Source organism: Sandarakinorhabdus sp. AAP62 (assembly GCF_000331225.1).
GTDB lineage: Bacteria > Pseudomonadota > Alphaproteobacteria > Sphingomonadales > Sphingomonadaceae > Sandarakinorhabdus.
This window is the reverse complement of sequence record NZ_ANFY01000009.1, coordinates 219,644-240,003: the sequence shown is the minus strand read 5'-3', so window position 1 is coordinate 240,003 and position 20,360 is coordinate 219,644. Positions and strand designations below refer to the sequence as shown.

26 protein-coding genes and 1 tRNA gene are annotated in these 20,360 nt (G+C 65.1%); 16 read left to right on the top strand and 11 right to left on the bottom strand.

The genetic code is table 11. From position 1 onward, the window contains the following. Nucleotide 1: 1 nt before the first annotated feature. Genes D619_RS0110705 through D619_RS0110685 form a run of 5 tightly spaced genes read right to left on the bottom strand, consistent with a single transcriptional unit; the run spans nt 2 to nt 3,842 of the window. Nucleotides 2–364: a Rap1a/Tai family immunity protein gene (locus tag D619_RS0110705; RefSeq protein ID WP_017668589.1), complete on the bottom strand. Its 363-nt coding sequence runs from the start codon at nt 362–364 to the stop codon at nt 2–4. 3 nt (nt 365–367) lie between these two features. After that, nucleotides 368–751, bottom strand: a complete 384-nt coding sequence (locus D619_RS0110700) for a Rap1a/Tai family immunity protein (RefSeq protein WP_017668588.1) — start codon at nt 749–751, stop codon at nt 368–370. Further along, complete coding sequence (locus tag D619_RS0110695; protein WP_017668587.1) at nt 751–1,602, bottom strand: dienelactone hydrolase family protein; 852 nt, start codon at nt 1,600–1,602, stop codon at nt 751–753. The genes D619_RS0110700 and D619_RS0110695 overlap by 1 nt, the downstream gene beginning before the upstream one ends. Before the next feature lie 60 nt (nt 1,603–1,662). Further along, on the bottom strand, nt 1,663–2,940 hold the full coding sequence (locus tag D619_RS0110690; protein WP_017668586.1) for a divalent metal cation transporter: 1,278 nt from the start codon (nt 2,938–2,940) through the stop codon (nt 1,663–1,665). Further along, nucleotides 2,937–3,842, bottom strand: a complete 906-nt coding sequence (locus D619_RS0110685) for an acyl-CoA thioesterase II (RefSeq protein ID WP_017668585.1) — start codon at nt 3,840–3,842, stop codon at nt 2,937–2,939. Before D619_RS0110685 ends, D619_RS0110690 begins: the two co-directional genes overlap by 4 nt. Nucleotides 3,843–3,955: 113 nt before the next feature. Between D619_RS0110685 and D619_RS0110680 the strand changes: the two genes are divergently transcribed. After that, nucleotides 3,956–4,032: transfer RNA gene (locus D619_RS0110680), tRNA-Asp, on the top strand. Nucleotides 4,033–4,096: 64 nt separating this feature from the next. Here the strand turns inward: D619_RS0110680 and D619_RS0110675 are convergent. The 6 genes from D619_RS0110675 to D619_RS18120 form a co-directional block, all read right to left on the bottom strand. Further along, nucleotides 4,097–4,894, bottom strand: a complete 798-nt coding sequence (locus D619_RS0110675) for a sterol desaturase family protein (protein WP_017668584.1) — start codon at nt 4,892–4,894, stop codon at nt 4,097–4,099. Beyond that, nucleotides 4,894–5,208: a chorismate mutase gene (locus D619_RS0110670; protein WP_017668583.1), complete on the bottom strand. Its 315-nt coding sequence runs from the start codon at nt 5,206–5,208 to the stop codon at nt 4,894–4,896. The genes D619_RS0110675 and D619_RS0110670 overlap by 1 nt, the downstream gene beginning before the upstream one ends. Beyond that, on the bottom strand, nt 5,205–5,444 hold the full coding sequence (locus D619_RS0110665) for a DUF2842 domain-containing protein (protein WP_017668582.1): 240 nt from the start codon (nt 5,442–5,444) through the stop codon (nt 5,205–5,207). Before D619_RS0110665 ends, D619_RS0110670 begins: the two co-directional genes overlap by 4 nt. 9 nt (nt 5,445–5,453) lie before the next feature. Continuing rightward, complete coding sequence (locus D619_RS17345; RefSeq protein WP_017668581.1) at nt 5,454–6,011, bottom strand: 5-formyltetrahydrofolate cyclo-ligase; 558 nt, start codon at nt 6,009–6,011, stop codon at nt 5,454–5,456. 244 nt (nt 6,012–6,255) lie between these two features. After that, nucleotides 6,256–6,552 (bottom strand): cell division protein ZapA, encoded by a 297-nt coding sequence (locus tag D619_RS0110655; RefSeq protein WP_017668579.1) that lies wholly within the window; start codon nt 6,550–6,552, stop codon nt 6,256–6,258. Between the two features lie 5 nt (nt 6,553–6,557). Next, nucleotides 6,558–6,707, bottom strand: coding sequence for a hypothetical protein (locus D619_RS18120; protein WP_193743295.1), 150 nt, complete (start codon nt 6,705–6,707; stop codon nt 6,558–6,560). Between the two features lie 264 nt (nt 6,708–6,971). Between D619_RS18120 and tkt the strand changes: the two genes are divergently transcribed. The 15 genes from tkt to nuoF all read left to right on the top strand — a co-directional run bounded on the left by tkt (nt 6,972) and on the right by nuoF (nt 20,320). Next, on the top strand, nt 6,972–8,957 hold the full coding sequence (tkt, locus tag D619_RS0110645; RefSeq protein ID WP_017668577.1) for a transketolase: 1,986 nt from the start codon (nt 6,972–6,974) through the stop codon (nt 8,955–8,957). 23 nt (nt 8,958–8,980) lie between these two features. Further along, on the top strand, nt 8,981–9,988 hold the full coding sequence (gene gap, locus D619_RS0110640) for a type I glyceraldehyde-3-phosphate dehydrogenase (protein WP_017668576.1): 1,008 nt from the start codon (nt 8,981–8,983) through the stop codon (nt 9,986–9,988). Between the two features lie 2 nt (nt 9,989–9,990). After that, nucleotides 9,991–11,187 (top strand): phosphoglycerate kinase, encoded by a 1,197-nt coding sequence (locus D619_RS0110635; RefSeq protein WP_017668575.1) that lies wholly within the window; start codon nt 9,991–9,993, stop codon nt 11,185–11,187. Between the two features lie 12 nt (nt 11,188–11,199). Next, entirely contained in the window at nt 11,200–12,114 is a 915-nt protein-coding gene (locus D619_RS0110630) for a class I fructose-bisphosphate aldolase (protein WP_017668574.1), read from the top strand. Between the two features lie 116 nt (nt 12,115–12,230). Then, complete coding sequence (gene thiE, locus D619_RS0110620) at nt 12,231–12,917, top strand: thiamine phosphate synthase (protein WP_017668572.1); 687 nt, start codon at nt 12,231–12,233, stop codon at nt 12,915–12,917. Nucleotides 12,918–12,980: 63 nt separating this feature from the next. After that, entirely contained in the window at nt 12,981–13,847 is an 867-nt protein-coding gene (locus D619_RS0110615; RefSeq protein WP_017668571.1) for a DUF5694 domain-containing protein, read from the top strand. A 221-nt stretch (nt 13,848–14,068) separates the two neighbouring features. Continuing rightward, nucleotides 14,069–14,866, top strand: coding sequence for an inositol monophosphatase family protein (locus tag D619_RS0110610; protein ID WP_017668570.1), 798 nt, complete (start codon nt 14,069–14,071; stop codon nt 14,864–14,866). Nucleotides 14,867–15,035: 169 nt separating this feature from the next. Then, a complete protein-coding gene (gene ndhC / locus D619_RS0110605) occupies nt 15,036–15,413 on the top strand; it encodes an NADH-quinone oxidoreductase subunit A (protein ID WP_017668569.1) in 378 nt (125 codons plus the stop codon). Nucleotides 15,414–15,415: 2 nt separating this feature from the next. Continuing rightward, complete coding sequence (locus D619_RS0110600; RefSeq protein WP_051033491.1) at nt 15,416–15,952, top strand: NADH-quinone oxidoreductase subunit B; 537 nt, start codon at nt 15,416–15,418, stop codon at nt 15,950–15,952. A gap of 48 nt (nt 15,953–16,000) precedes the next feature. Continuing rightward, nucleotides 16,001–16,603, top strand: coding sequence for an NADH-quinone oxidoreductase subunit C (locus D619_RS0110595; protein WP_152417413.1), 603 nt, complete (start codon nt 16,001–16,003; stop codon nt 16,601–16,603). Nucleotides 16,604–16,692: 89 nt separating this feature from the next. Continuing rightward, the gene (locus D619_RS0110590; protein WP_243442636.1) at nt 16,693–17,844 is read left to right on the top strand and encodes an NADH-quinone oxidoreductase subunit D; all 1,152 of its coding nucleotides are present in this window, start codon (nt 16,693–16,695) and stop codon (nt 17,842–17,844) included. Further along, nucleotides 17,841–18,173 carry a nuclear transport factor 2 family protein gene (locus D619_RS0110585; protein ID WP_017668565.1) on the top strand — a complete coding sequence of 111 codons (333 nt, stop codon included), beginning with the start codon at nt 17,841–17,843 and terminating at the stop codon, nt 18,171–18,173. Before D619_RS0110590 ends, D619_RS0110585 begins: the two co-directional genes overlap by 4 nt. After that, nucleotides 18,170–18,427 carry a hypothetical protein gene (locus tag D619_RS0110580; protein ID WP_017668564.1) on the top strand — a complete coding sequence of 86 codons (258 nt, stop codon included), beginning with the start codon at nt 18,170–18,172 and terminating at the stop codon, nt 18,425–18,427. The genes D619_RS0110585 and D619_RS0110580 overlap by 4 nt, the downstream gene beginning before the upstream one ends. Continuing rightward, the gene (gene nuoE, locus D619_RS0110575; protein WP_017668563.1) at nt 18,420–19,013 is read left to right on the top strand and encodes an NADH-quinone oxidoreductase subunit NuoE; all 594 of its coding nucleotides are present in this window, start codon (nt 18,420–18,422) and stop codon (nt 19,011–19,013) included. Before D619_RS0110580 ends, nuoE begins: the two co-directional genes overlap by 8 nt. Then, a complete protein-coding gene (nuoF, locus tag D619_RS0110570) occupies nt 19,013–20,320 on the top strand; it encodes an NADH-quinone oxidoreductase subunit NuoF (RefSeq protein ID WP_017668562.1) in 1,308 nt (435 codons plus the stop codon). The genes nuoE and nuoF overlap by 1 nt, the downstream gene beginning before the upstream one ends. Nucleotides 20,321–20,360: the final 40 nt, after the last annotated feature.

Here is a 20,360-nt window from a genome sequence, read left to right as displayed (position 1 = left end):
CTCAACGTTTCTGGCATGGCCATTTCGCCGCCAGCGCCAGACTGAACACCTCGATCGACGGGCGGGCGAGATCGGCCGGGTGCTTGTCGAGCCAGGCGAGGATGAGGCTGCGCGAGGCGGCCAGATCAAAATTGCGGCTGGGCGGGCAATGGGCTGGCGTCAGCGTGGGATCGCGGGGTGTGAACCAGCCATTGCCCTGGCTCGCGCCGTTCAGCCACGACAGGCAGATGATTCGGCTGGCGCGGTCATCGCTGCGGCTGCACACGGCTTTCAGATGGGCGCCGGTCGCCATGGCAACGGGATTGTCGGTCGGCTGGGCGGATGCGGCGGTGGACAGCAGCAACAGGGCGAGCAGGGCACGCATCGGTCAGGCCGCCGGGCAGGGGAAGGCGGCGGCCATGGCCTTGCGATAGGCGATCAGGGCCGGCGTGCCGACCTCGCGCGGGTTGGCGGCCAGCCAACCGAGCAGCAGGTCGCGCTGCCGGCCCAGTGTGGCGGCTTGTGCTGGCGGGCAGAAATCCGGCAGCAATTGCGGGGAGAGGCTGCGGAACCGGGCGTTGATCTGCGACGCGCCATTCAACCACGACACGCAGATCAATTGATTGGCGACATCCTTGGCATCGCCGCACACCGCGCGCAGATCATTGGCCAGATTGAGCAGCAGCGGGCTGCGCGCTGCTGGTTCCGGCACGTCGATCATGGCCGGCGGTGCGGCAGCCGCCAGCAGCAGGGCCACCGTCAATGTCGGCATCACACGCCATTGGCCTTGAAATGCGCCAGCAGCTTGGCCCACGCGTCCTTGCCGGCCGCCGCGTTGTAGCTGGGGCGGTAATCGGCGAGGAAGCCGTGATCGGCATCCGGATAGAGGATGATGCTGCTCTTCGTGCCCTTCAGCCTGGCCTGCATCGCTTCCACGTCGGCGACCGGGATGCCCTTGTCGAGCGCGCCATAAAGGCCGAGCACCGGGGCCTTCAGATCATCGACGATATCCATCGGGAAGCGGCGATTCTCGGGGCCGGGGTTGCCCTTCAGGCCGCCATACCAGGCACCGCCGGCCTTCAGCTGCGGGAAGCGCGCGGCGGCCATCCAGGTGATGCCGCCGCCCCAGCAGAAGCCGGTGATGGCCAGCTTTTTCGGGTTCACGAAGCCCTGCGTGCCCAGCCAGTCGAGCGTGGTCTTCGTGTCGCCCATCACCTGTTCCAGCCCGGCCTTGGCGACGATGGCACGGATGGCGGGGAAATCCTTCAGGGTGGGCAGCGTCTTTTCGGGATCGCCGCGGAAGAAATATTCCGGTGCCACGGCGACATAGCCGGCCTTGGCAAAACGGCGGCAGACATCCTTGATCCATTCGTGCACGCCGAAAATCTCGTTCACCACGATCACGGCGGGGTGTTTGCCTTTCCCGGCGGGGCGGGCGACGAAGGCGGGCAGGCCGCCAGGCAGGGTTTCCCAGCCGGTCACCAGCCCATCGGCGGGCGTCGTGATCGGTTCGGCCTGGGCCGCGATGTCGAACACGGCATAGCCGGCCGCGGCCAGCACGGCGCGGCGCGAGAGGGCGAGATCTTCGGGTTCGGTGCCTTCGGGGCGGGTGAGCGTGGCCATGATGTTCCTCCTGTTCGTCCCAAGGCTAGGCCGGGACGCGTCGGCAGGCAATGCGGCACGCTACAACAGGAACATGCCGGCCGCCGAAAGCGCCATCAGCAGCACGGCGCCCCAGCCCAGCCAGCCCTGTGCGCCGCGCGCCCGGAATTTGCCCATCACGTCGGACCGGCTGGCCAGCGCCATGATCGCCAGCATCACCGGCACGGCCACCAGGCCATTGACCACCGCCGACCAGAACAGCGCCAGAATCGGATCGATGCCGATCAGATCGAGGCCGAGCGCGGCGGTGACAGCGAGGAAGATGACGGTATAGAAGCCGCCGGCCTCGCGCGGTTTCAGCTCCAGCCCGGCGCGCCAGCCCATCACTTCCGAAAGCGCATAGGCGGCCGAGCCGGCCAGCACCGGCACCGCCAGCAGGCCAGTGCCGATGATGCCGATCGCAAACAGCGCGAAGGCGAAATCGCCGGCGATTGGCCGCAAGGCGGCGGCGGCATCGGCGGCAGTGGCAATGTTGGTGGTGCCGGCGCCATTCCCACTGTTGTGCAGCGTGGCGGCGGTGGCGGCGATGATGCACAGCGAGATGGTCATGGTGATGAGGAAACCGCCGGCGCTGTCTTTCACCAATCGCGCCAGTTCGCGCGGCGCGGCGCGCGGGCGTTGCAGCAGCGGGCGGGCGTGTTCCAACTGCATTTCCTCCAGTTCCTGCGCGCTCTGCCAGAAAAACAGATAGGGGCTGATCGTGGTGCCCAGGATGGCGACGACGGTGGTGGCGCTGCCGGCGGGCAGGCTGGGCCACAGCCCGGCCAGCGCAGCGCGCCAATCGACGCCCACCGCCAGCACCACCAGCACATAGGCAAACAGGGAGAGGGTGAGCCATTTCAGCAGGCCGACATAGCGATGATAGGGCACGAAGATCTGCAGACCCAGCGACATCACGGCAAAGCCCACCATCAGCGGCAGTCGCGGCAGGCCGGTGACCAGCCGGGCGGCTTCACCCATGGCGGCGATGTCGGCGGCAATGTTGAACATGTTGGCGCCGAGCAGCAGCAACACCACTGCCCATACCGCGCTGCGCGGCAGATGGGTGGACAGGTTGGCGGCAAGGCCCTTGCCGGTGACGCGGGCAATTTCGGCGCAGGTGAACTGGAAGGCGGTGAGGAACGGCCAGGCCAGCACCACCGGCCACAACAGCGCAAAGCCATAGGCGGCGCCGGCCTGCGAATAGGTGGCGATGCCGGAAGGATCATCATCGGCCGCGCCCGTCACCAGCCCCGGCCCCAGCGCCGAATGATAGGCTGGCTTCTTCAGCCGGTGGGTGAGGGGCCGCCGCTGGGTCATGGCCGATAGCGGATCAGCCCTTCCTGCATGAGCGTGGCGATGGGGCGGCCATTGATATCGTGCACGATGGCCCGGTTGATGCCGCGTCCACCGCCAGCCATCGGCGAATCCTGATCGAACAAATGCCAATCGTTCATGTCGGGCGTCTGGTTGAACCAGATGGCGTGATCAAGGCTTGCCGATTGCAGCGCCTTGTTGGCCCAGCTGATGCCGTGCGGGGCAAGGCAGGTATCGAGCAGGGTCATGTCGCTGGCATAGGCGAACAGGCAGCGTTGCAGCACCGGATCAGCAGCCTGTTCGGGCGTCAGCGGCGATGCCAGCCGCACCCAGTGGCGCTGCTGCGGCGGGCGCTTCTGCGGATTGAAGAAGTCTTCGTCACTCTCCACCGCGCGCACATCCAGTGGCCGCTCGCGGGTCAGCCAGAGGGTGCGCCAGGGTTCCGGTGCGTTGGGCGCATTGCGGCGGGCCCATTCCGAATCGCTTTCCAGCCCGTCGGGGTGCGGCACGTCCGACGGCGGCGAGACGGCATGTTCAAGGCCTGCCTCGGCCGCCTGGAAACTGGCGGCCATGTTGAAGATCGGCCGGCCCTTCTGGATGGCAACGATCCGCCTGGTGGTGAAGCTGGCGCCATCGCGATCCCGCTCCACCTTGTAGACGATGGGCAATTTCGGATCGCCGGGCCGGATGAAATAGCTGTGCAGGCTGTGGCACAGGCGGCCTTCTTCCACGGTCAGGCTGGCGGCCATCAGCGCCTGCGCGACGACCTGGCCGCCATAGACCCTGATCCACCCCTCATCGGTGGACTGGCTGCGGAACAGATCGGTTTCGACCTCTTCCAGTTGCAGCAGGCCGAGCAGTCGGGCGACGGCCTGTTCGGGATTGGGTGTGAAGGGCGTGTCCATGCGCCCTCCCTAGCCGATTTCCGCCAGCCCACAATAACTGTCCACAACAGTATCGCATAACTCTGCTTGACAGCGCGGCGCACCCTCCATATCAGCGCGGCTCCACAGCGCATGCGGGTGTAGCTCAGTTGGTTAGAGCGTCGGCCTGTCACGCCGAAGGTCGCGGGTTCGAGCCCCGTCACTCGCGCCACTGTCCCCCAAGGATTTCCTTCCGGGACGTGGCCACACAAGCCGCCAGCGCCGTGGAAACCCGCTCAATCGCCCGATGATCTGAACGGTTGCAACAGCAGCCGATCGAGCCATTGCGCCCGGCTGTCGCGAAAATCCTTGAGGCCGATCGTCATGCGGTCGTGGCCGTCGCGCGGCTGGGCTGCCAATGATCCGAACAGCCGGTCCCACAACGACAGGTTGAAGCCGAAATTGCGATTCAGCTCGTCGCCGTGGACGCTGTGGTGCACCCGGTGCAGATCGGGCGTCACCAGCACCAGGCGCAGCCGCGCCTCAAGCGCCGCCGGCAGGCTGACATTGCCGTGATTGAACATGGCGGTGGCATTCAGGATCACTTCGAACAGCAGCACGGCCAGCGGCGGCGCGCCCAGCGCGGCCACCACGGCGAGCTTGATCAGCATCGAGACCATGATCTCCAGCGGATGGAAGCGCAGCGCGGTCGTCGTGTCGAAGGCCGGATCGGCATGGTGCACCCGGTGCAGCCGCCACAGCCACGGGATCAGGTGGAACAGGCGATGCTGCCAGTAGATGGCAAGATCGAGCAGCATGATGGCCAGCAGCACCGCCAGCCAGTCGGGCAGGGCCACGGCGTTGAACAGGCCAAAGCTGCGCTGTTCCATCGCGTCGGCAAAGCCCACGGCGAGCACCGGGAAGGCCAGCCGCAGCAGCAGTGTGTCCAGCGCGACCAGCGCCAGATTGTTGAGGCGACGCACGGCGTTGCCTTCAGGCGGCGCGCGGCGCGGCGACAGTTGTTCCCACAGCAGCATTACCGCCAGCATGCCGGCGAAGGCAGCAAGGCGGATGGCGGGTTCATTGGCCAACATCAGGCGACTTGGGTGCGCAGCTGGTCCCAGCGGTCGAGTTCATGGGCGATGGAGGCTTCCACCAGCGCTTCCCAAAGGGTTTCGGCCAGACCTTCCGGCAGGCCGGCGGCCGCGGCAGCCGCGCTGGCGTTGGCGATCACCTGGGCCTTGCGGGCTTCGTCGCGCACGTCGCTGCGGGCGGGCTTGATGCGGGCGGCGGCATCCATGTAGCCAAATCTGCGGGCGAGCAGTGCGATCAGCTGTAGATCGAGCGCGTCCACCCCGGCGCGCACCTCCGGCATCGTCTGGCAGGCATCGGCAGGCTTGATGGTCATTTCTGCCTCCAGTGGCCGGTGTTCATCCACAGGAACAGCGGCTTCAGCGGCGCCACCCAGGCGATGCCGGCCACCAGATAGGCGATGGTTTCCAGCCAGCGCGGCAGGCCAATGAGATAGTCGGCCAGCACCGAGACGGTGAGGGCGTAGATCGCGATATAGGCGATCAGGCCCAGCATGCCGACCGGCTTGCGCCAAGTGGGTTCGGGCGGGATGCGATGGGGAGCGAGGTCCATGGCCGGGCCCTAGCGACTTTTGCGGCAATCGACCAGACGCTGCGGCGTCGCAATCATGTCCAGCGGCATGTCCCACGGCTCGGCAGGCAGGGCCGGCGCAATCTGGCATTCCCACGCGATGCCGATGGCCAGCACGGGATGACGGTGGCGCAAGGCGGCCAGCGCCCGATCATAATAGCCGCGGCCCTGGCCCAGCCGCACGCCCGCCAGCGTGACCGCCACCAGCGGCACCAGCAGCACATCGGGCTGCACCACCGGCGCGGTGACAGGCGGTTCGGGGATATTCTGGAATCCGGGCTTCAGCGCGCTCCACTCGGCCTGGTGGAAAACAATATCCTGACCGGCGATGCGCGGAAAGGCGTGCGGGCCCAGCTCCTTTTCGATCCACATGGGATCGATCTCGTCGCCCACTGCGGCATAGCTGCCGGCCATGCGCACGTTGGCGAGGGCAGGGGCGACCAGCGCGGCGAGATTGCGCTCCAGCGCTTCACGTTCGCCCGCGGGCAAGGCGGCAACAAAGGCCTTGCGGGCAGCGCGATAATGGCGGCGCAGATCGGTCTTGGTCACAGCGTGAAGTCCGGATGGTCGGTTGGCGGGACCACCATGGGCCGTTGGCCTTGAAGATCCTCTGACGCCAAAACGTCAGGTGGGAACCAGTTGTGGCAGACCAGGGTCCACCCAGTGCCAGCCCCCGATAGGATGATTATCGCCTCAGGGATGCTTGCTCGCTCGTACCGGGCAGTGCCCGCCATGGATCGATATAGGGCAGCAGCCCCGGAAGCTCAAGCAGTTGCGCCGTCGCAGGGGGCGATCAGGCGCGGGCGAGATGTTCCAGCCGTTCGACGATGCGGGTGAGGCGGGTGATGTCCATCATCGGCGGCGCGGCGACAGGCGGCGCGATACCATTACGGGCATCGGCCAGCTCATCGGCCAGCATCAGCGCTGTCATCACCAGCAACTGGCCTTCGGGCACGCTGCCCAGCGCGCCGGTGATGCGTTCGGCGCGGGCGGCGATTTCGTCACCCAGGCGGGAAATCCGGTCCTCATCGCCGTCGCGGCAGCTGATGCGATAGGTGCGACCCGTGATGGTGAGCAGTGCCTGGCCCATGCGTGTCACTCCTGCCCGATGAGTTGATCAAGGGCGCGCACGGCTTCGGCCGCAGCCGCTTCGATGCGTGCCAGGCGGGCGCGATCGTCAGCCGCGGCCGAAACTTCGGCGCTGCGACGTGCCTCGATGGCGGCCAGCGCCGTTTCGAGTCGCACAAACAGGTTCAACAATTCCGAAATTGCCCCGCCCCCAATACTTCACCATTGCTAGCTCAATGGCTTGCGCGGTGTTTATAAGACGGGATGTCAGCCCGGGTCAAGCCGGCTGCCGGCGGCAATCACGGCGAACCGCAATTGGAAGGTTGACGCATGCGCGAAGGGTAGGCCAAAGCCGCCCGCAAACACCAATCATCATCGGGAATCGTTCCCGACCGCGCCGGCCTGCTGGCCGCCCGCGGATGGTAAACAGGAACGGCCGTCATGACCGATCTCTCGCGCTGCGCCAACGCCATCAGGGCGCTCGCCATGGATGCGGTGGAAGCTGCCAACAGCGGCCACCCCGGCATGCCGATGGGCATGGCCGATGTCGCGACCGTGCTGTTCGCCAACCATCTGAAATTCGATCCCAAGGCGCCGCGCTGGGCCGATCGCGACCGGTTCGTGCTGTCGGCCGGCCATGGTTCGATGCTGATCTATGCGCTGCTGTACCTGACCGGCTATGAGAAGCCGACGCTGGATGACATCAGGCGCTTCCGCCAATGGCACAGCCCTTGCGCCGGCCATCCGGAAAACATCGAGCTGCCGGGCGTCGAATGCACCACCGGGCCGCTGGGCCAGGGCCTCGCCATGGCCGTGGGCATGGCGATGGCGGAACGGCATCTGAACGGCGTGTTCGGCGATGCGCTGGTGGATCACCACACCTGGGTGGTGGCCGGCGATGGCTGCCTGATGGAAGGCATCAGCCAGGAAGCGATTTCGCTGGCCGGTCACCTGAAGCTCGGCCGCCTCAACGTCATCTGGGACGACAACAAGATCAGCATCGATGGCCCGGTCAGCCTGTCGTCCAGTGAAGACATGGCCGGGCGCTTTGCCGCTGCCGGCTGGCATGTCGTCGCCTGCGATGGCCATGATTTCGCCAGCATCGATGCGGCGCTGACGGCGGCCAGGGCCGATCCGCGCCCCAGCCTGATCGCCGCGCGGACCACCATCGGCAAGGGCGCGCCGACCAAGGCCGGCACCAGCGGCAGCCATGGCAGCCCGCTGGGCGCCAAGGAAATCGAAGGCGCCCGCGCCGCGCTGGGCTGGGACCAAGGCCCGTTCGAGATTCCGGCCGATATCAAGGCCTGGTGGGAAGGGCTGGGCGCCCGCGGTGCTGCCGCCCGCAACGCATGGGAAGGCCGCCTCGCCGTCGATCCGGCACAGCAGGCCGCGTTCGAACATCACATGATGGGCGTTGCCGATCTGGCAGGCCCGGCGGTGGAAGCCTTCATCCAGGGCCTGGCGGCCGCGCCGCAGAAGGTCGCCACCCGCAAGGCTTCGGAAATGGCGCTGGGCGTGCTGACCGAGGCACTGCCGCAGCTGGTTGGCGGCTCGGCCGATCTCACCGGTTCCAACAACACCCGCACCAAGGCCACCACGGTTTACAGTGCCGACAATTATGCCGGCCGCTATGTTCACTATGGCATTCGCGAATTCGGCATGGCTGCCGCGATGAACGGCATGGCGCTGCATGGCGGCGTGGTGCCCTATGGCGGCACCTTCCTGGTGTTCAGCGATTACATGCGCAACGCCATGCGGCTTTCGGCGCTGCAGAAGGTGGGCGTTGTCTATGTCCTCACCCACGACAGCATCGGCCTGGGTGAGGATGGCCCGACCCACCAGCCGATCGAGCATGTGATGAGCCTGCGCCTGATCCCCGGCATGCAGGTGTTTCGCCCGGCCGACGTGATCGAAACGGCGGAATGCTGGGCGCTGGCGCTGGCCAGCCCGGTGACGCCGTCGGTGCTGGCGCTCACCCGCCAGAATTTGCCGCAGCTGCGCGGGGAAGGCGATGCCGACTGGTCGGCTCTTTCCAACCGCTGCGCGCGCGGCGCCTATCGCCTGCAGGCTGCCACGGCGCCGCGCAAGGTGGTGCTGGTCGCCACCGGTTCGGAAGTGGAGCTGGCCGCGGCCACCGCAGCGGCGCTGGAGGCCGAGGGCATTGGTGCCGATGTCGTTTCCATGCCGTGCTGGGAATTGTTTGACGCGCAGGATGCCGCCTACCGCGCCGATCTGCTGCCGGCCGATGTGCTGAAGGTTTCGATCGAAGCCGGCGTCACCACCGGCTGGCAGAAATATGTCGGCGATGGCCTGACCATCGGGCTTGACCATTTCGGCGCATCGGCGCCGGCGGAACAATTGTTTGCCGAGTTTGGCCTGACCGCGCCTTCCGTCACCGCGCGGGTGAAGGCGCGATTGGCTCTTTGAGAATATCAAGAAGGATCAATGACATGGCTGTGAAAGTTGCAATCAACGGTTTCGGGCGCATCGGCCGCAACGTGCTGCGTGCCATCATCGAATCCGGCCGCACCGATATCGAGGTGGTGGCGATCAACGATCTGGCGAGCCCGCAGGCCAATGCCCGCCTGCTGGCGCGCGACAGCGTGCACGGCCCGTTCCCCGGTACGGTGAGCGTGGATGGCGATGCCATTGTCGTGAACGGCAAGCGCATCGCGGTGACTGCCGAGCGTGATCCGGCCAAGCTGCCGCACGCCGCCATGGGCGTTGATATCGCGCTGGAATGCACCGGTTTCTTCACTGATGCCGCCAAGGCCGGCGCCCATATCACGGCCGGCGCGAAGAAGGTGCTGATCTCCGCGCCGGGCAAGAATGTCGATCTGACCGTGGTTTACGGTGTGAACCACGACAAGATTGGCGCTGAACACAATATCGTTTCCAACGCCTCGTGCACCACCAACTGCCTGGCGCCGGTGGCCATGGTGCTGGACCGCGAGTTCGGCATCGTGAAGGGCCTGATGACGACGGTGCACGCCTATACCAACGATCAGAAGATCCTCGATCAGATCCACGATGATCCGCGCCGCGCCCGCAGCGCCGCCATGTCGATGATCCCGACCACCACGGGCGCTGCCCGTGCGGTTGGCGAAGTGCTGCCGCAGTTGAAAGGCAAGCTGGATGGTTCCGCGATCCGCGTGCCGACGCCCAATGTATCGGTGGTCGATCTGACGTTTGAGAGCGCCAAGGCGACGACGAAAGATGAAGTGAATCAGGTGCTTGCCGCTGCTGCTGCAGGCGAGCTGAAGGGCGTGCTCGATTTCGCCGTGGAGCCGCTGGTGTCCATCGACTTCAACCACAGCCCGGCCTCCTCGTCGGTGGACAGCCTGGAAACCGCTGTCATTGGCGGCAACATGGTGCGCGTGCTGACCTGGTATGACAATGAATGGGGCTTCTCCAACCGCATGGCCGACACTGCGGTTGCCATGGGCAAGTTCCTGTAAAAATGGCGCAATTCCGCACCATCGATGACATGCCGGCGCTGGCTGGCAAAACGGTTCTGGTCCGCGCTGATCTGAATGTGCCGATGGCCGAGGGCCAGGTGAGCGACGACACCCGCCTGCGGGCTGCGGTGGCGACCATTGCGGCGCTGGCCGATGCCGGCGCCAAGGTGTTGGTGCTGTCGCACTTCGGCCGGCCCAAGGGGCGCGATGAAAAGAACAGCCTGCAGCCGATTGCGCTGGCGTTGGCGTCCGTTCTGGGCCGGCCGGTGGCCTTTGTGGCGGATTGCGTTGGCGCAGACGTGGCGACGGCTGCCGCCGCGCTGCCGGCCGGTGGCGTCGCGGTTCTGGAGAACACGCGCTTCCATGCCGGCGAGGAAGCCAATGATCCGGCGTTCGTGGCTGCACTGGCTGCGGCCGGCGATTTTTATGTCAACGATGCCTTTTCCGCCGCGCACCGCGCCCATGCCAGCACCGAAGGCCTGGCGCATGTGCTGCCGGCCTTTGCCGGGCGGACGATGGAAGCCGAGTTGAAGGCGCTGGAAGCCGCGCTCGGCACGCCGAAACGGCCGGTGGCGGCGATCGTGGGCGGCGCCAAGGTGTCGAGCAAGATCGACGTGCTCACCCACTTGGTCGAGAAGGTCGATCACCTGATGATCGGCGGCGGCATGGCCAATACCTTCCTGGCGGCGCGCGGGATCGATGTCGGCAAGTCGCTGTGCGAGCATGATCTGAAAGGCACCGCGCTCGACATCATGGCGCGCGCCGATGCCGCCGGCTGCACCATCCACCTGCCTTATGACGTGGTGGTGGCCAAGGAATTCAAGGCCCACGCCGCCAACCGTGTTGCCAACATCCACGATATCGCGGCCGATGAAATGGTGCTCGATATCGGCCCGGCGGCGGTCGAGGCGTTGGCCGATGCGCTGAAAACCTGCGCCACCGCCTTGTGGAACGGCCCGCTGGGCGCGTTCGAAATCCCGCCCTTCGATGCCGCCACCGTGGCACTGGCCCGCACGGCGGCTGCGCTCACGCAAGGCGGCACACTTCTCACTGTCGCGGGTGGCGGCGATACCGTGGCGGCGCTGGCCCATGCCGGCGTCACCCGGGATTTCAGTTTCATTTCCACTGCCGGCGGTGCCTTCCTGGAATGGATGGAAGGCAAGGCGCTGCCCGGCGTGGTGGCACTGCAACAGGCTTAAAGGGGACAGACCATGTCGATCACGCCCACCGTCAAGGCGATCCTTGCCAATTACGAGAGCGACAATCCCGGCACCAAGGGCAACATTGCCCGCATGCTGATGCAGGGCCGCCTGGGCGGCACCGGCAAGATGGTGATCCTGCCGGTGGACCAGGGTTTCGAGCACGGCCCGGCACGCAGCTTTGCGCCCAACCCGGAAGCCTATGATCCGCATTATCACTACCAGCTCGCCATCGATGCCGGCCTGTCGGCCTATGCGGCGCCCTTGGGCATGCTGGAAGCTGGCGCCGACACGTTCGCCGGCCAGATCCCGACCATCCTGAAGGTGAACAGCAGCAACAGCTGGGCCACCGGCATCAACCAGGCCGTCACCGGCGGGGTGGACGATGCGCTGCGCCTGGGCTGCGCGGCCATCGGCTTCACCATCTATCCGGGTGCGGACGACGTGTTCGACATGATGGAGGAGTTCCGCGAACTGGCCGCCGAAGCCAAGTCGGTTGGCCTCGCCACCGTGCTGTGGTCCTATCCGCGTGGCGGCAATCTCACCAAGGACGGTGAGCTGGCGCTCGACGTCGGGGCCTATGCCGCGCACATGGCGGCGCTGCTGGGCGCGCACATCATCAAGGTGAAGCTGCCGAGCGCGCACATCGAGCAGAAGGACGCCGTGAAGGCCTATGAAGGCGGCGATTGGTCAACGCAGGCCAAGCGCGTGTCCCATGTGGTGAAATCCTGCCTGAATGGCCGCCGCCTGGTGGTGTTCTCGGGCGGCGCCACCAAGGGCACCGATGCGGTGTTCGAGGATGCGGTGGCCATCCGTGATGGCGGCGGCAACGGCAGCATCATCGGCCGCAACACCTTCCAGCGCCCGCGCGCCGAAGCGCTGGCGATGCTGGACAAGATCGTGGACATTTACCTGGGCAAGGCGTGAGAGGGGGGCTTTTGCCCCCCATCTGTCATGCTGGCGCAGGCCAGCATCCACTTTGCCGGAAGCATTGTCTGCACGGTGGATGCTGGCCTGCGCCAGCATGACGAAGGGTTTGAGACATGACTGAAGACGAACTCGTTCCGCTCCCCACCGATTTTGCTGACCGCTTCGAGGCTGAAGAGCGGCCGGCCTGCCAGCTTTATGTCGTCTCGCCGCCGCGCATTGAAATCCCCGCCTTCACCGAAAGCCTGAAGGCGGCGCTGGATGCCGGCCCGGTGGCGGCGTTCCAGTTGCGGCTGAAGGACGTGAGCGACGATGACGTGCTGCGCGCCTGCGAGGCGTTGCTGCCGCTGTGCAAGGCGGCCGACGTCGCCTTCATCCTGAATGATCGCGCCGATCTGGCCAAACAGGCGGGCGCTGATGGCGTGCACCTGGGGCAGGGCGATGGCTCGATTGCGGATGCCCGCGCGCTGCTGGGCCGCGAGGCGCAGATCGGCCGCACCTGTCACGACAGCCGGCACCTCGCCATGGAAGCGGGTGAGCAGGGCGCGGATTATGTGGCGTTCGGGGCATTTTATGACACCACCACCAAGCCCAGCCATTACCGCCCGCAGCCGGAAATCCTCAGCTGGTGGATCACGCTGAGCCAGCTGCCCTGCGTCGCCATTGGCGGCATCTTCCCGCATAATGCGAAGCCGCTGGTGGAAGCCGGCGCCGATTTCATCGCCGTGGTGCGGGCGGTATGGGATCATGAAGGCGGGCCGGGGGCTGGCGTGAAGGCCTTTGGCGACGTGCTGGGCTGGTGAACCAGCACGCTTGACGTGGGGCTGTCGGGCGCTCACTGTATTGCAAATGCAATACAGGAGTGAATGATGCGTCAGGCAATCACGGCAGTGGCATTGATGATCGGGCTGTTTGCGGGAAGTGCGATGGCCCAGACAGGCGCAAAGCGCGGGCCGGCACCCGAGCCGGTTCAGGTGATGGTATTGGGCACCTATCACTTCGGCAATCCTGGCCTTGATATCAACAACATGAAGGCGGATTCGGTGTTGACGCCGCAGCGTCAGCGCGAACTGGAGCGCGTGGCTGATGCGCTGGCGAAATTCCGCCCGACCCATGTGATGGTGGAGATGCAGAGCCGGGAGCCCGATCTGGCGATTGGCGAATATCGCCGTTTCGATGCGAAGATGCTGGCCAGCGACGCCAACGAGATCGTGCAGATTGGCTACCGCACTGCGCAGCGCGCCGGCCTTGCCGCGGTGCAGGGCATCGATGAGCAGCCCGGCGACGGCGAGCCGGATTATTTCCCCTATGACAAGCTGGAAGCCACGGCAGGCCGGTTGGGCAAGACACCGCTGCTGCAAGCGTTGAACGCCGACACGGCGGCATGGCTGAAGGATTTTGAAGCAGCGCAGAAGACCAGCAGCGTCGGCCAGTTGCTGCTGCGGATGAATGATCCGGGCGGGCTGCAGGGCGGGATGGATTATTATTACAGCGCACTGGCCATCGGTGACCGGGATGATCAGGCTGGTGCCGATCTCAACGCCATGTGGTATCTGCGCAACGCCAAGATTTTCAGCAAGTTGATGCTGATCGCCAAGCCGGGCGCCAAGCAGCCGGCGCGCGTGCTGGTGGTGTATGGCGGTGGGCATCTGTTCTGGCTGAAGCATTTCGCCCGCCACACGCCGGGCTATGTCGATGTGGACGTGATGCCCTATTTGAAGCGCGCGCGCTGATTCCATCGGGAATTGTCATGCGGGCGCAGGCCAGCATCCATGGCGGACCAGGGGCTTGATCGAAGGTGGATGCTGGCCTGCGCCAGCATGACAGCGATTGGGAAGTTGTTGCCCCTGTGCGCCGCATCCGCTAAGGCGCGCCGCGTTCCCGCATTGCTCTTTCGCATCCCTGTTCCCCCAATCGCCGCCCGCGCGCTCGCGCCGGCTGCAAGGATTTCGCCATGGTCGCCCATAGCTCGCTCATCACCGTCATGGAAAAGGCCGCGCGCAAGGCCGCGCCCAAGCTGCGCCGCGATTTCGGGGAAGTGGATGCGCTGCAGGTGTCCCGCAAGGGCCCGGCCGATTTTGTTTCCAATGCCGATCGTGCCGCCGAAGCCAATGTGGTGGAAGTGCTGCGCCACGCGCGCCCGGATTGGGGCCTGCTGCTGGAAGAAGGCGGCGAGATCAAGGGCGCGGATGAACGCTGCCGCTGGATCGTCGATCCACTGGATGGCACGTCCAATTTCCTGCACGGCATTCCGCATTTCGCCATCTCCATCGCCGCCGAAATCGATGGTGAAGTGGTCGCTGGACTGATTCATCAGCCGCTGACCGGCGAAAGTTACTGGGCGGAAAAGGGCCGCGGCGCCTGGCTTTCCACCCAGCGGCTGCGCGTATCGGGGCGGCGTGATCTGAACGATTGCCTGATCGCCACCGGCATTCCCTATCAGGGCCATGGCGACCGCGCCCAGTTTGCCACCATCCTGAACGCCGTGATGCCGGAAGTGGCGGGCGTGCGCCGCTTTGGCGCCGCCAGCCTTGATCTGGCCTGGGTGGCGGCCGGGCGCTTTGACGGTTTCTGGGAAACCGGCCTTTCCTATTGGGATATCGCAGCCGGCATGTTGCTGATCCGCGAAGCTGGCGGCTTTGTCAGCGATTTCCGCGGGTCCGATGGCATGGTCGGCCGGCGCGAGATCATCGCCGGCAACCAGTCGATCCAGTCGCGCCTGCACAAGATCGTGGCCGGCGCGCTGCGCTGACCTCTGCCATCACCCCGGCGCAAGCCGGGGTGACATGACCGCGTGGGGCAAGCCCGCCAACGCCGCAGCCTTGACAAAATGTCGCATTTTTCGCGTGTCAGAGGTTGCCGCAGCGCAGCGGGGCGGCTAATCATGGTGCATCGCAACAGCTGTTGGAAACCCCCAGGCCATGTCGGCCATTGCCTCTGAATATCTGCCGGTCCTGCTGTTCTTTGCAGTCGGGATCGCCTTTGCCCTGATTTTCGTCAGTGCGCCCATCGCCGTTTCGGCGCTGATTGGCACGTCCAAGCCCGAAGCGGTGAAATTGTCGGAATATGAAAGCGGCTTCCCCGCCTTTTCCGACGCGCGCACCAAGTTCGATGTGCAATTCTACCTCGTCGCCATCCTGTTCATCGTGTTCGATCTGGAAGCGGCCTTCCTGTTCCCGTGGGCGGTGTCGCTGCACTGGGGCGGTGAAGCGGCGTGGTGGGCGATGATGGAATTCCTCGGCGAACTCGGCATCGGCCTTGTCTATGCCTGGAAAGTGGGAGCGTTGGAGTGGGAGTGATCGTGCCTGAGAATTCCGGTGCAATCGCGCTGCCGGAAACCAACCGCGACCTGTTCCTGGCCGATGTGAGCCAGGAAGTGGCGGACAAGGGCTTTCTGGTCACCTCGACCGAAGACCTGTTTCACTGGGCCCGCACCGGCAGCCTGTGGTGGATGACCTTTGGCCTCGCCTGCTGCGCGGTCGAGATGATGCACACCAACATGCCGCGGTACGACATGGAACGTTTCGGCATCGCGCCGCGCGCTTCACCGCGCCAGAGCGACGTCATGATCGTGGCCGGCACGCTGTGCAACAAGATGGCCCCGGCGCTGCGCCGCGTGTACGACCAGATGGCCGAACCGCGCTATGTGATTTCGATGGGCAGCTGCGCCAATGGCGGCGGCTATTATCACTACAGCTATTCGGTCGTGCGCGGCTGCGATCGCATCGTGCCGGTGGACATTTATGTGCCCGGCTGTCCGCCGACGGCGGAAGCCCTGCTGTACGGTATCCTGGCCCTCCAGCGGAAAATCCGCCGGGTGGGCGTGTTCGAGCGCTGAACCATGACGATTGTTGCTCCTGAATTGGGCAAGCACAGCTGGCCCGTGATGGCCACGCACAGCGGCCTGGCGGCGCGGTTGGGCGAAGTGCTGGGCACGGCCCTGATCGCGATTGTCGAGCATGCGGGTGAAACCACCGCGGTGGTGCAGCGCGACGCGCTGGTGACGGTGATTGCCGCGCTGCGCGATGCCGAGGATCTGAAGTTCAACCAGCTCACCGACCTTTGCGGCGCCGATTATCCGGAGCGGGCCGAGCGGTTCGAGATTGTCGTGCACCTGCTGTCGATGGCGCACAATCTGCGGCTGCGCGTGAAGGTTTCCACCGATGGCCGCGCGCCGGTGCCGTCGCTGACCACGCTGTTTCCCAACGCCGGCTGGTATGAGCGCGAGACCTGGGATTGTTATGGCGTGATGTTTGCCGGCAATCCCGACATGCGCCGCATCCTCACCGACTATGGTTTCGAAGGCCATCCGTTCCGCAAGGATTTCCCGCTGACCGGCCATGTCGAACTGCGCTGGTCGGAAGAGCATAAGCGGGTGGTGTACGAGCCGGTCAAACTGGCGCAGGATTTCCGCAGCTTCGATTTCCTCAGCCCATGGGAAGGCACGGACTATGTGCTGCCCGGTGACGAGAAGGCCGCAGGACAATGAGCAGCTTGGGCAATGCCGGCGTCGCCTGGACAGCCGGAGACACCACTGACGTGCTGCCCGCCAAGGACGGCAATGAAATCCAGAACTACATGATCAATTTCGGGCCGCAGCATCCGGCGGCCCACGGCGTGCTGCGCCTGGTGATGGAACTGGACGGCGAGATCATCGAACGCTGCGATCCGCACATCGGCCTGCTGCATCGCGGCACCGAGAAACTGATCGAGTACAAGACCTATCTGCAGGCGCTGCCCTATATGGACCGCCTCGATTATGTGTCGCCGATGTGCATGGAGCACAGCTATGTGCTGGCCATCGAGAAGCTGGCCGGCATCGAGGTGCCGCTGCGGGCGAAATATATCCGCACGATGTTTGCGGAAATCACCCGCATTCTCAATCACATCCTCAACACCACCGCGCACGCGATGGACGTTGGCGCGATGACGCCGATGCTGTGGCTGTTCGAGGAACGCGAAAAGCTGATGGAATTCTATGAACGCGTGTCGGGTGCGCGTTTCCATGCGGCCTGGTTCCGCCCGGGCGGCGTGCATCAGGATCTGCCGGCTGGCCTGCTGGAAGATATTGGCGCCTGGTGTGAGGGCTTCCCGCGCCTGCTCGATGAATTTCAGGGCCTGGTGGCGGACAATCGCATCTTCAAGCAGCGCAATGTCGATATCGGCGTGATCTCCAGGGAAGACGCCATCAACTGGGGCTTCACCGGGCCGTGCATCCGCGCTTCGGGCGTGGCCTGGGATATCCGCAAGGCCCAGCCGTACGACGCCTATCACCTGATGGATTTCGACGTGCCGGTGTCCAACGACGGCGATTGCTATGCCCGCTTCATGGTGCGGATGCAGGAAATGCGCGAGAGCCTGAAGATCATCAAGCAGTGCGTGAAGGACATGCCGGCCGGCAGCCACATCACCGACAATCGCAAGGTGGCGCCGCCCTCGCGCGGCGAGATGAAGCGTTCGATGGAAGCGCTGATCCACCATTTCAAGCTCTACACCGAAGGCCTGCACGTGCCGGCCGGCGATGCCTATGTGGCGACCGAAAGCCCCAAGGGCGAATTCGGCATCTACATGGTGGCCGATGGCACCAACAAGCCGTGGCGCTGCCACATCCGCGCCACCGGCATGGCGCACCTGCAGGCGATGGATTTCCTGTGCAAGGGCCATCTGCTGGCCGACGCGCCGGCGGTGCTGGGTTCTCTGGACATCGTGTTTGGCGAGGTTGACCGGTGACACGCCTTGAAATCGCCGAGGCGATGATCGCGCATTACAACGCGCAGGATGCCGATGCCTATGTGGCGCTGATGACCGACGATGCGGTGGAGGCCGGCTATCGCGGTGCGGCGCTGCGCGACGGCAAGGAAGGCGTGCGGGCGGGCCTGAAGGCGATGTTCGCGCAATTCCCCGAAAACCGCGCCGAAATCATCACCGGATACGAACTGGGGCCGTTTGCCGTGCTGCACGAGAAGGTGTGGCGCACGAACGATGGCGAGCCGTTCGAGGTGATGAGCGTCTACAGTTTCGAGGGCGAGCTTTGCAGCCGCGTGGAGTTCATCCGGTGAACCTGTGGCACGCCATCACCACTGTCGATGACTGGCTGCATGCCAATCATGTGCTGGTGGCCGGTGTGTCGATCGCCGCGTTCGTGCTGAGCTGCGCGCATTATGCCGGTTTCCTGCGACTGCCCGAACTGTGGCAGCTGCCGGCCCAATTTGCCTGGATCATCCCGGCCCTGCGATATGGTGTGTGGGAAGCCGCCGTCACGCCCAAGTTGCGCGACCGTCGCGCCCGCCTTGAAGGCAAGAGCAATGACTGATTTCGCCGATTTCACCTGGACTCACCAGAACGCCGCCGAGGCCGAGCGCCTGATTGGCCTCTATCCGCCCGGTCGCCAGGCCAGCGCGGTGATGCCGCTGTTGTGGCTGGCGCAATATCAGGTGCGGGACATGACGGGCGTGGCCTGGCTGCCGGTGCCGGTGATCGAGTTCGTCGCGAACCAGATCGGCATGCCCTATATCCGCGCCTATGAAGTCGCCAGCTTCTACACCATGTACAATCTGAAGCCGATCGGCCGCTTCCACGTGCAGGTCTGCGGGACCACGCCGTGCATGCTGCGTGGCAGCGACGACATCATGAAGGCCTGCAAGGACAAGGGGATGAAGAAGGGCGCCACCACGGCGGATGGCCTGTTCACCCTGACCGAAGTCGAATGCCTGGGCGCCTGCGCCAATGCGCCGATGGTGCAGATCAATGATCATAATTATGAAGACCTGAGCTACGACAGCATGTCCGCCATCCTGGACATGCTGGCGCGTGGCGAGGAACCGAAGGTGGGCAGCCAGATCGGCCGCACCGCTTCGTGCCCCGAAGGTGGCCCGACGACATGCAAGGAGATGGTGTGATGCTGGCCGACAAGGATCGCATCTTCACCAACCTCTATGGCTTCCAGCCGTGGACCCTCGATGCCGCGAAAAAGCGCGGCGATTGGGCCGACACCAAGGAGCTGATGAGCATTGGCCCGGATGCGCTGATCGACGCGGTGAAGGCCAGTGGCCTGCGCGGGCGCGGCGGCGCCGGCTTCCCGACCGGGATGAAGTGGAGCTTCATGCCCAAGACGCCGAACCCGGACCGGCCGAGCTATCTGGTGATCAACGCCGATGAATCCGAACCTGGCAGCTGCAAGGATCGCGAGATCATCCGCCACGATCCGCACAAGCTGATCGAAGGCGCGCTGATCGCCGGCTTTGCCATGCGGGCGCGCGCGGCGTTCATCTATATCCGCGGCGAATATATTGCCGAAGCCAAGGTGCTGATGGCGGCCGTCGAGGAGGCTTATGCCGCCGGCCTGATCGGGAAGAACGCCTGCGGCACGGGCTATGATTTCGATGTCGTCGTGCATCGCGGCGGCGGCGCTTATATTTGCGGCGAAGAAACCGCGATGATCGAAAGCCTGGAAGGCAAGAAGGGCCAGCCGCGCCTGAAGCCGCCGTTCCCGGCTGGCGCCGGCCTCTATGGCAACCCGACCACGGTGAATAACGTCGAGTCCATCGCCGTGGTGCCGACCATCCTGCGCCGTGGCCCGGAATGGTTTGCCGCCATCGGCCGGCCCAAGAACGAAGGCACCAAGCTGTTCCAGATTTCGGGCCATGTGAACAAGCCGTGTGTGGTGGAAGAGGCGATGAGCATCCCCTTCCGCGAACTGATCGAAGCCCATTGCGGCGGCATTCGTGGCGGCTGGGACAATCTGCTGGCGGTCATCCCCGGTGGCTCCTCGGTGCCGCTGGTGCCGGCGCACCAGATCATCGATGCGCCGATGGATTTCGACGCCCTGCGCGATCTGAAATCCGGCCTCGGCACCGCCGCGGTGATCGTGATGGACAAATCCACCGACATCGTGCGGGCGATTGCGCGCCTGTCCTACTTCTACAAGCATGAAAGCTGCGGCCAGTGCACGCCGTGCCGCGAAGGCACCGGCTGGATGTGGCGGGTGATGGAACGGCTGGTGACCGGCGACGCCGAACCGCACGAGATCGACATGCTGCTGGAAGTGACCACCCAGGTGGAAGGCCACACCATCTGCGCACTGGGCGACGCGGCGGCCTGGCCGATCCAGGGCCTGATCCGGCATTTCCGCCCGGAGATCGAGGCGCGGATCGCGAAGCGCAAGGGCTTTGTGCAGGTGCCGGCGATGGGGATCGCGGCGGAGTAATTTCCCAAGTCGTGTCATGCTGGTGAAGGCCAGCATCCAT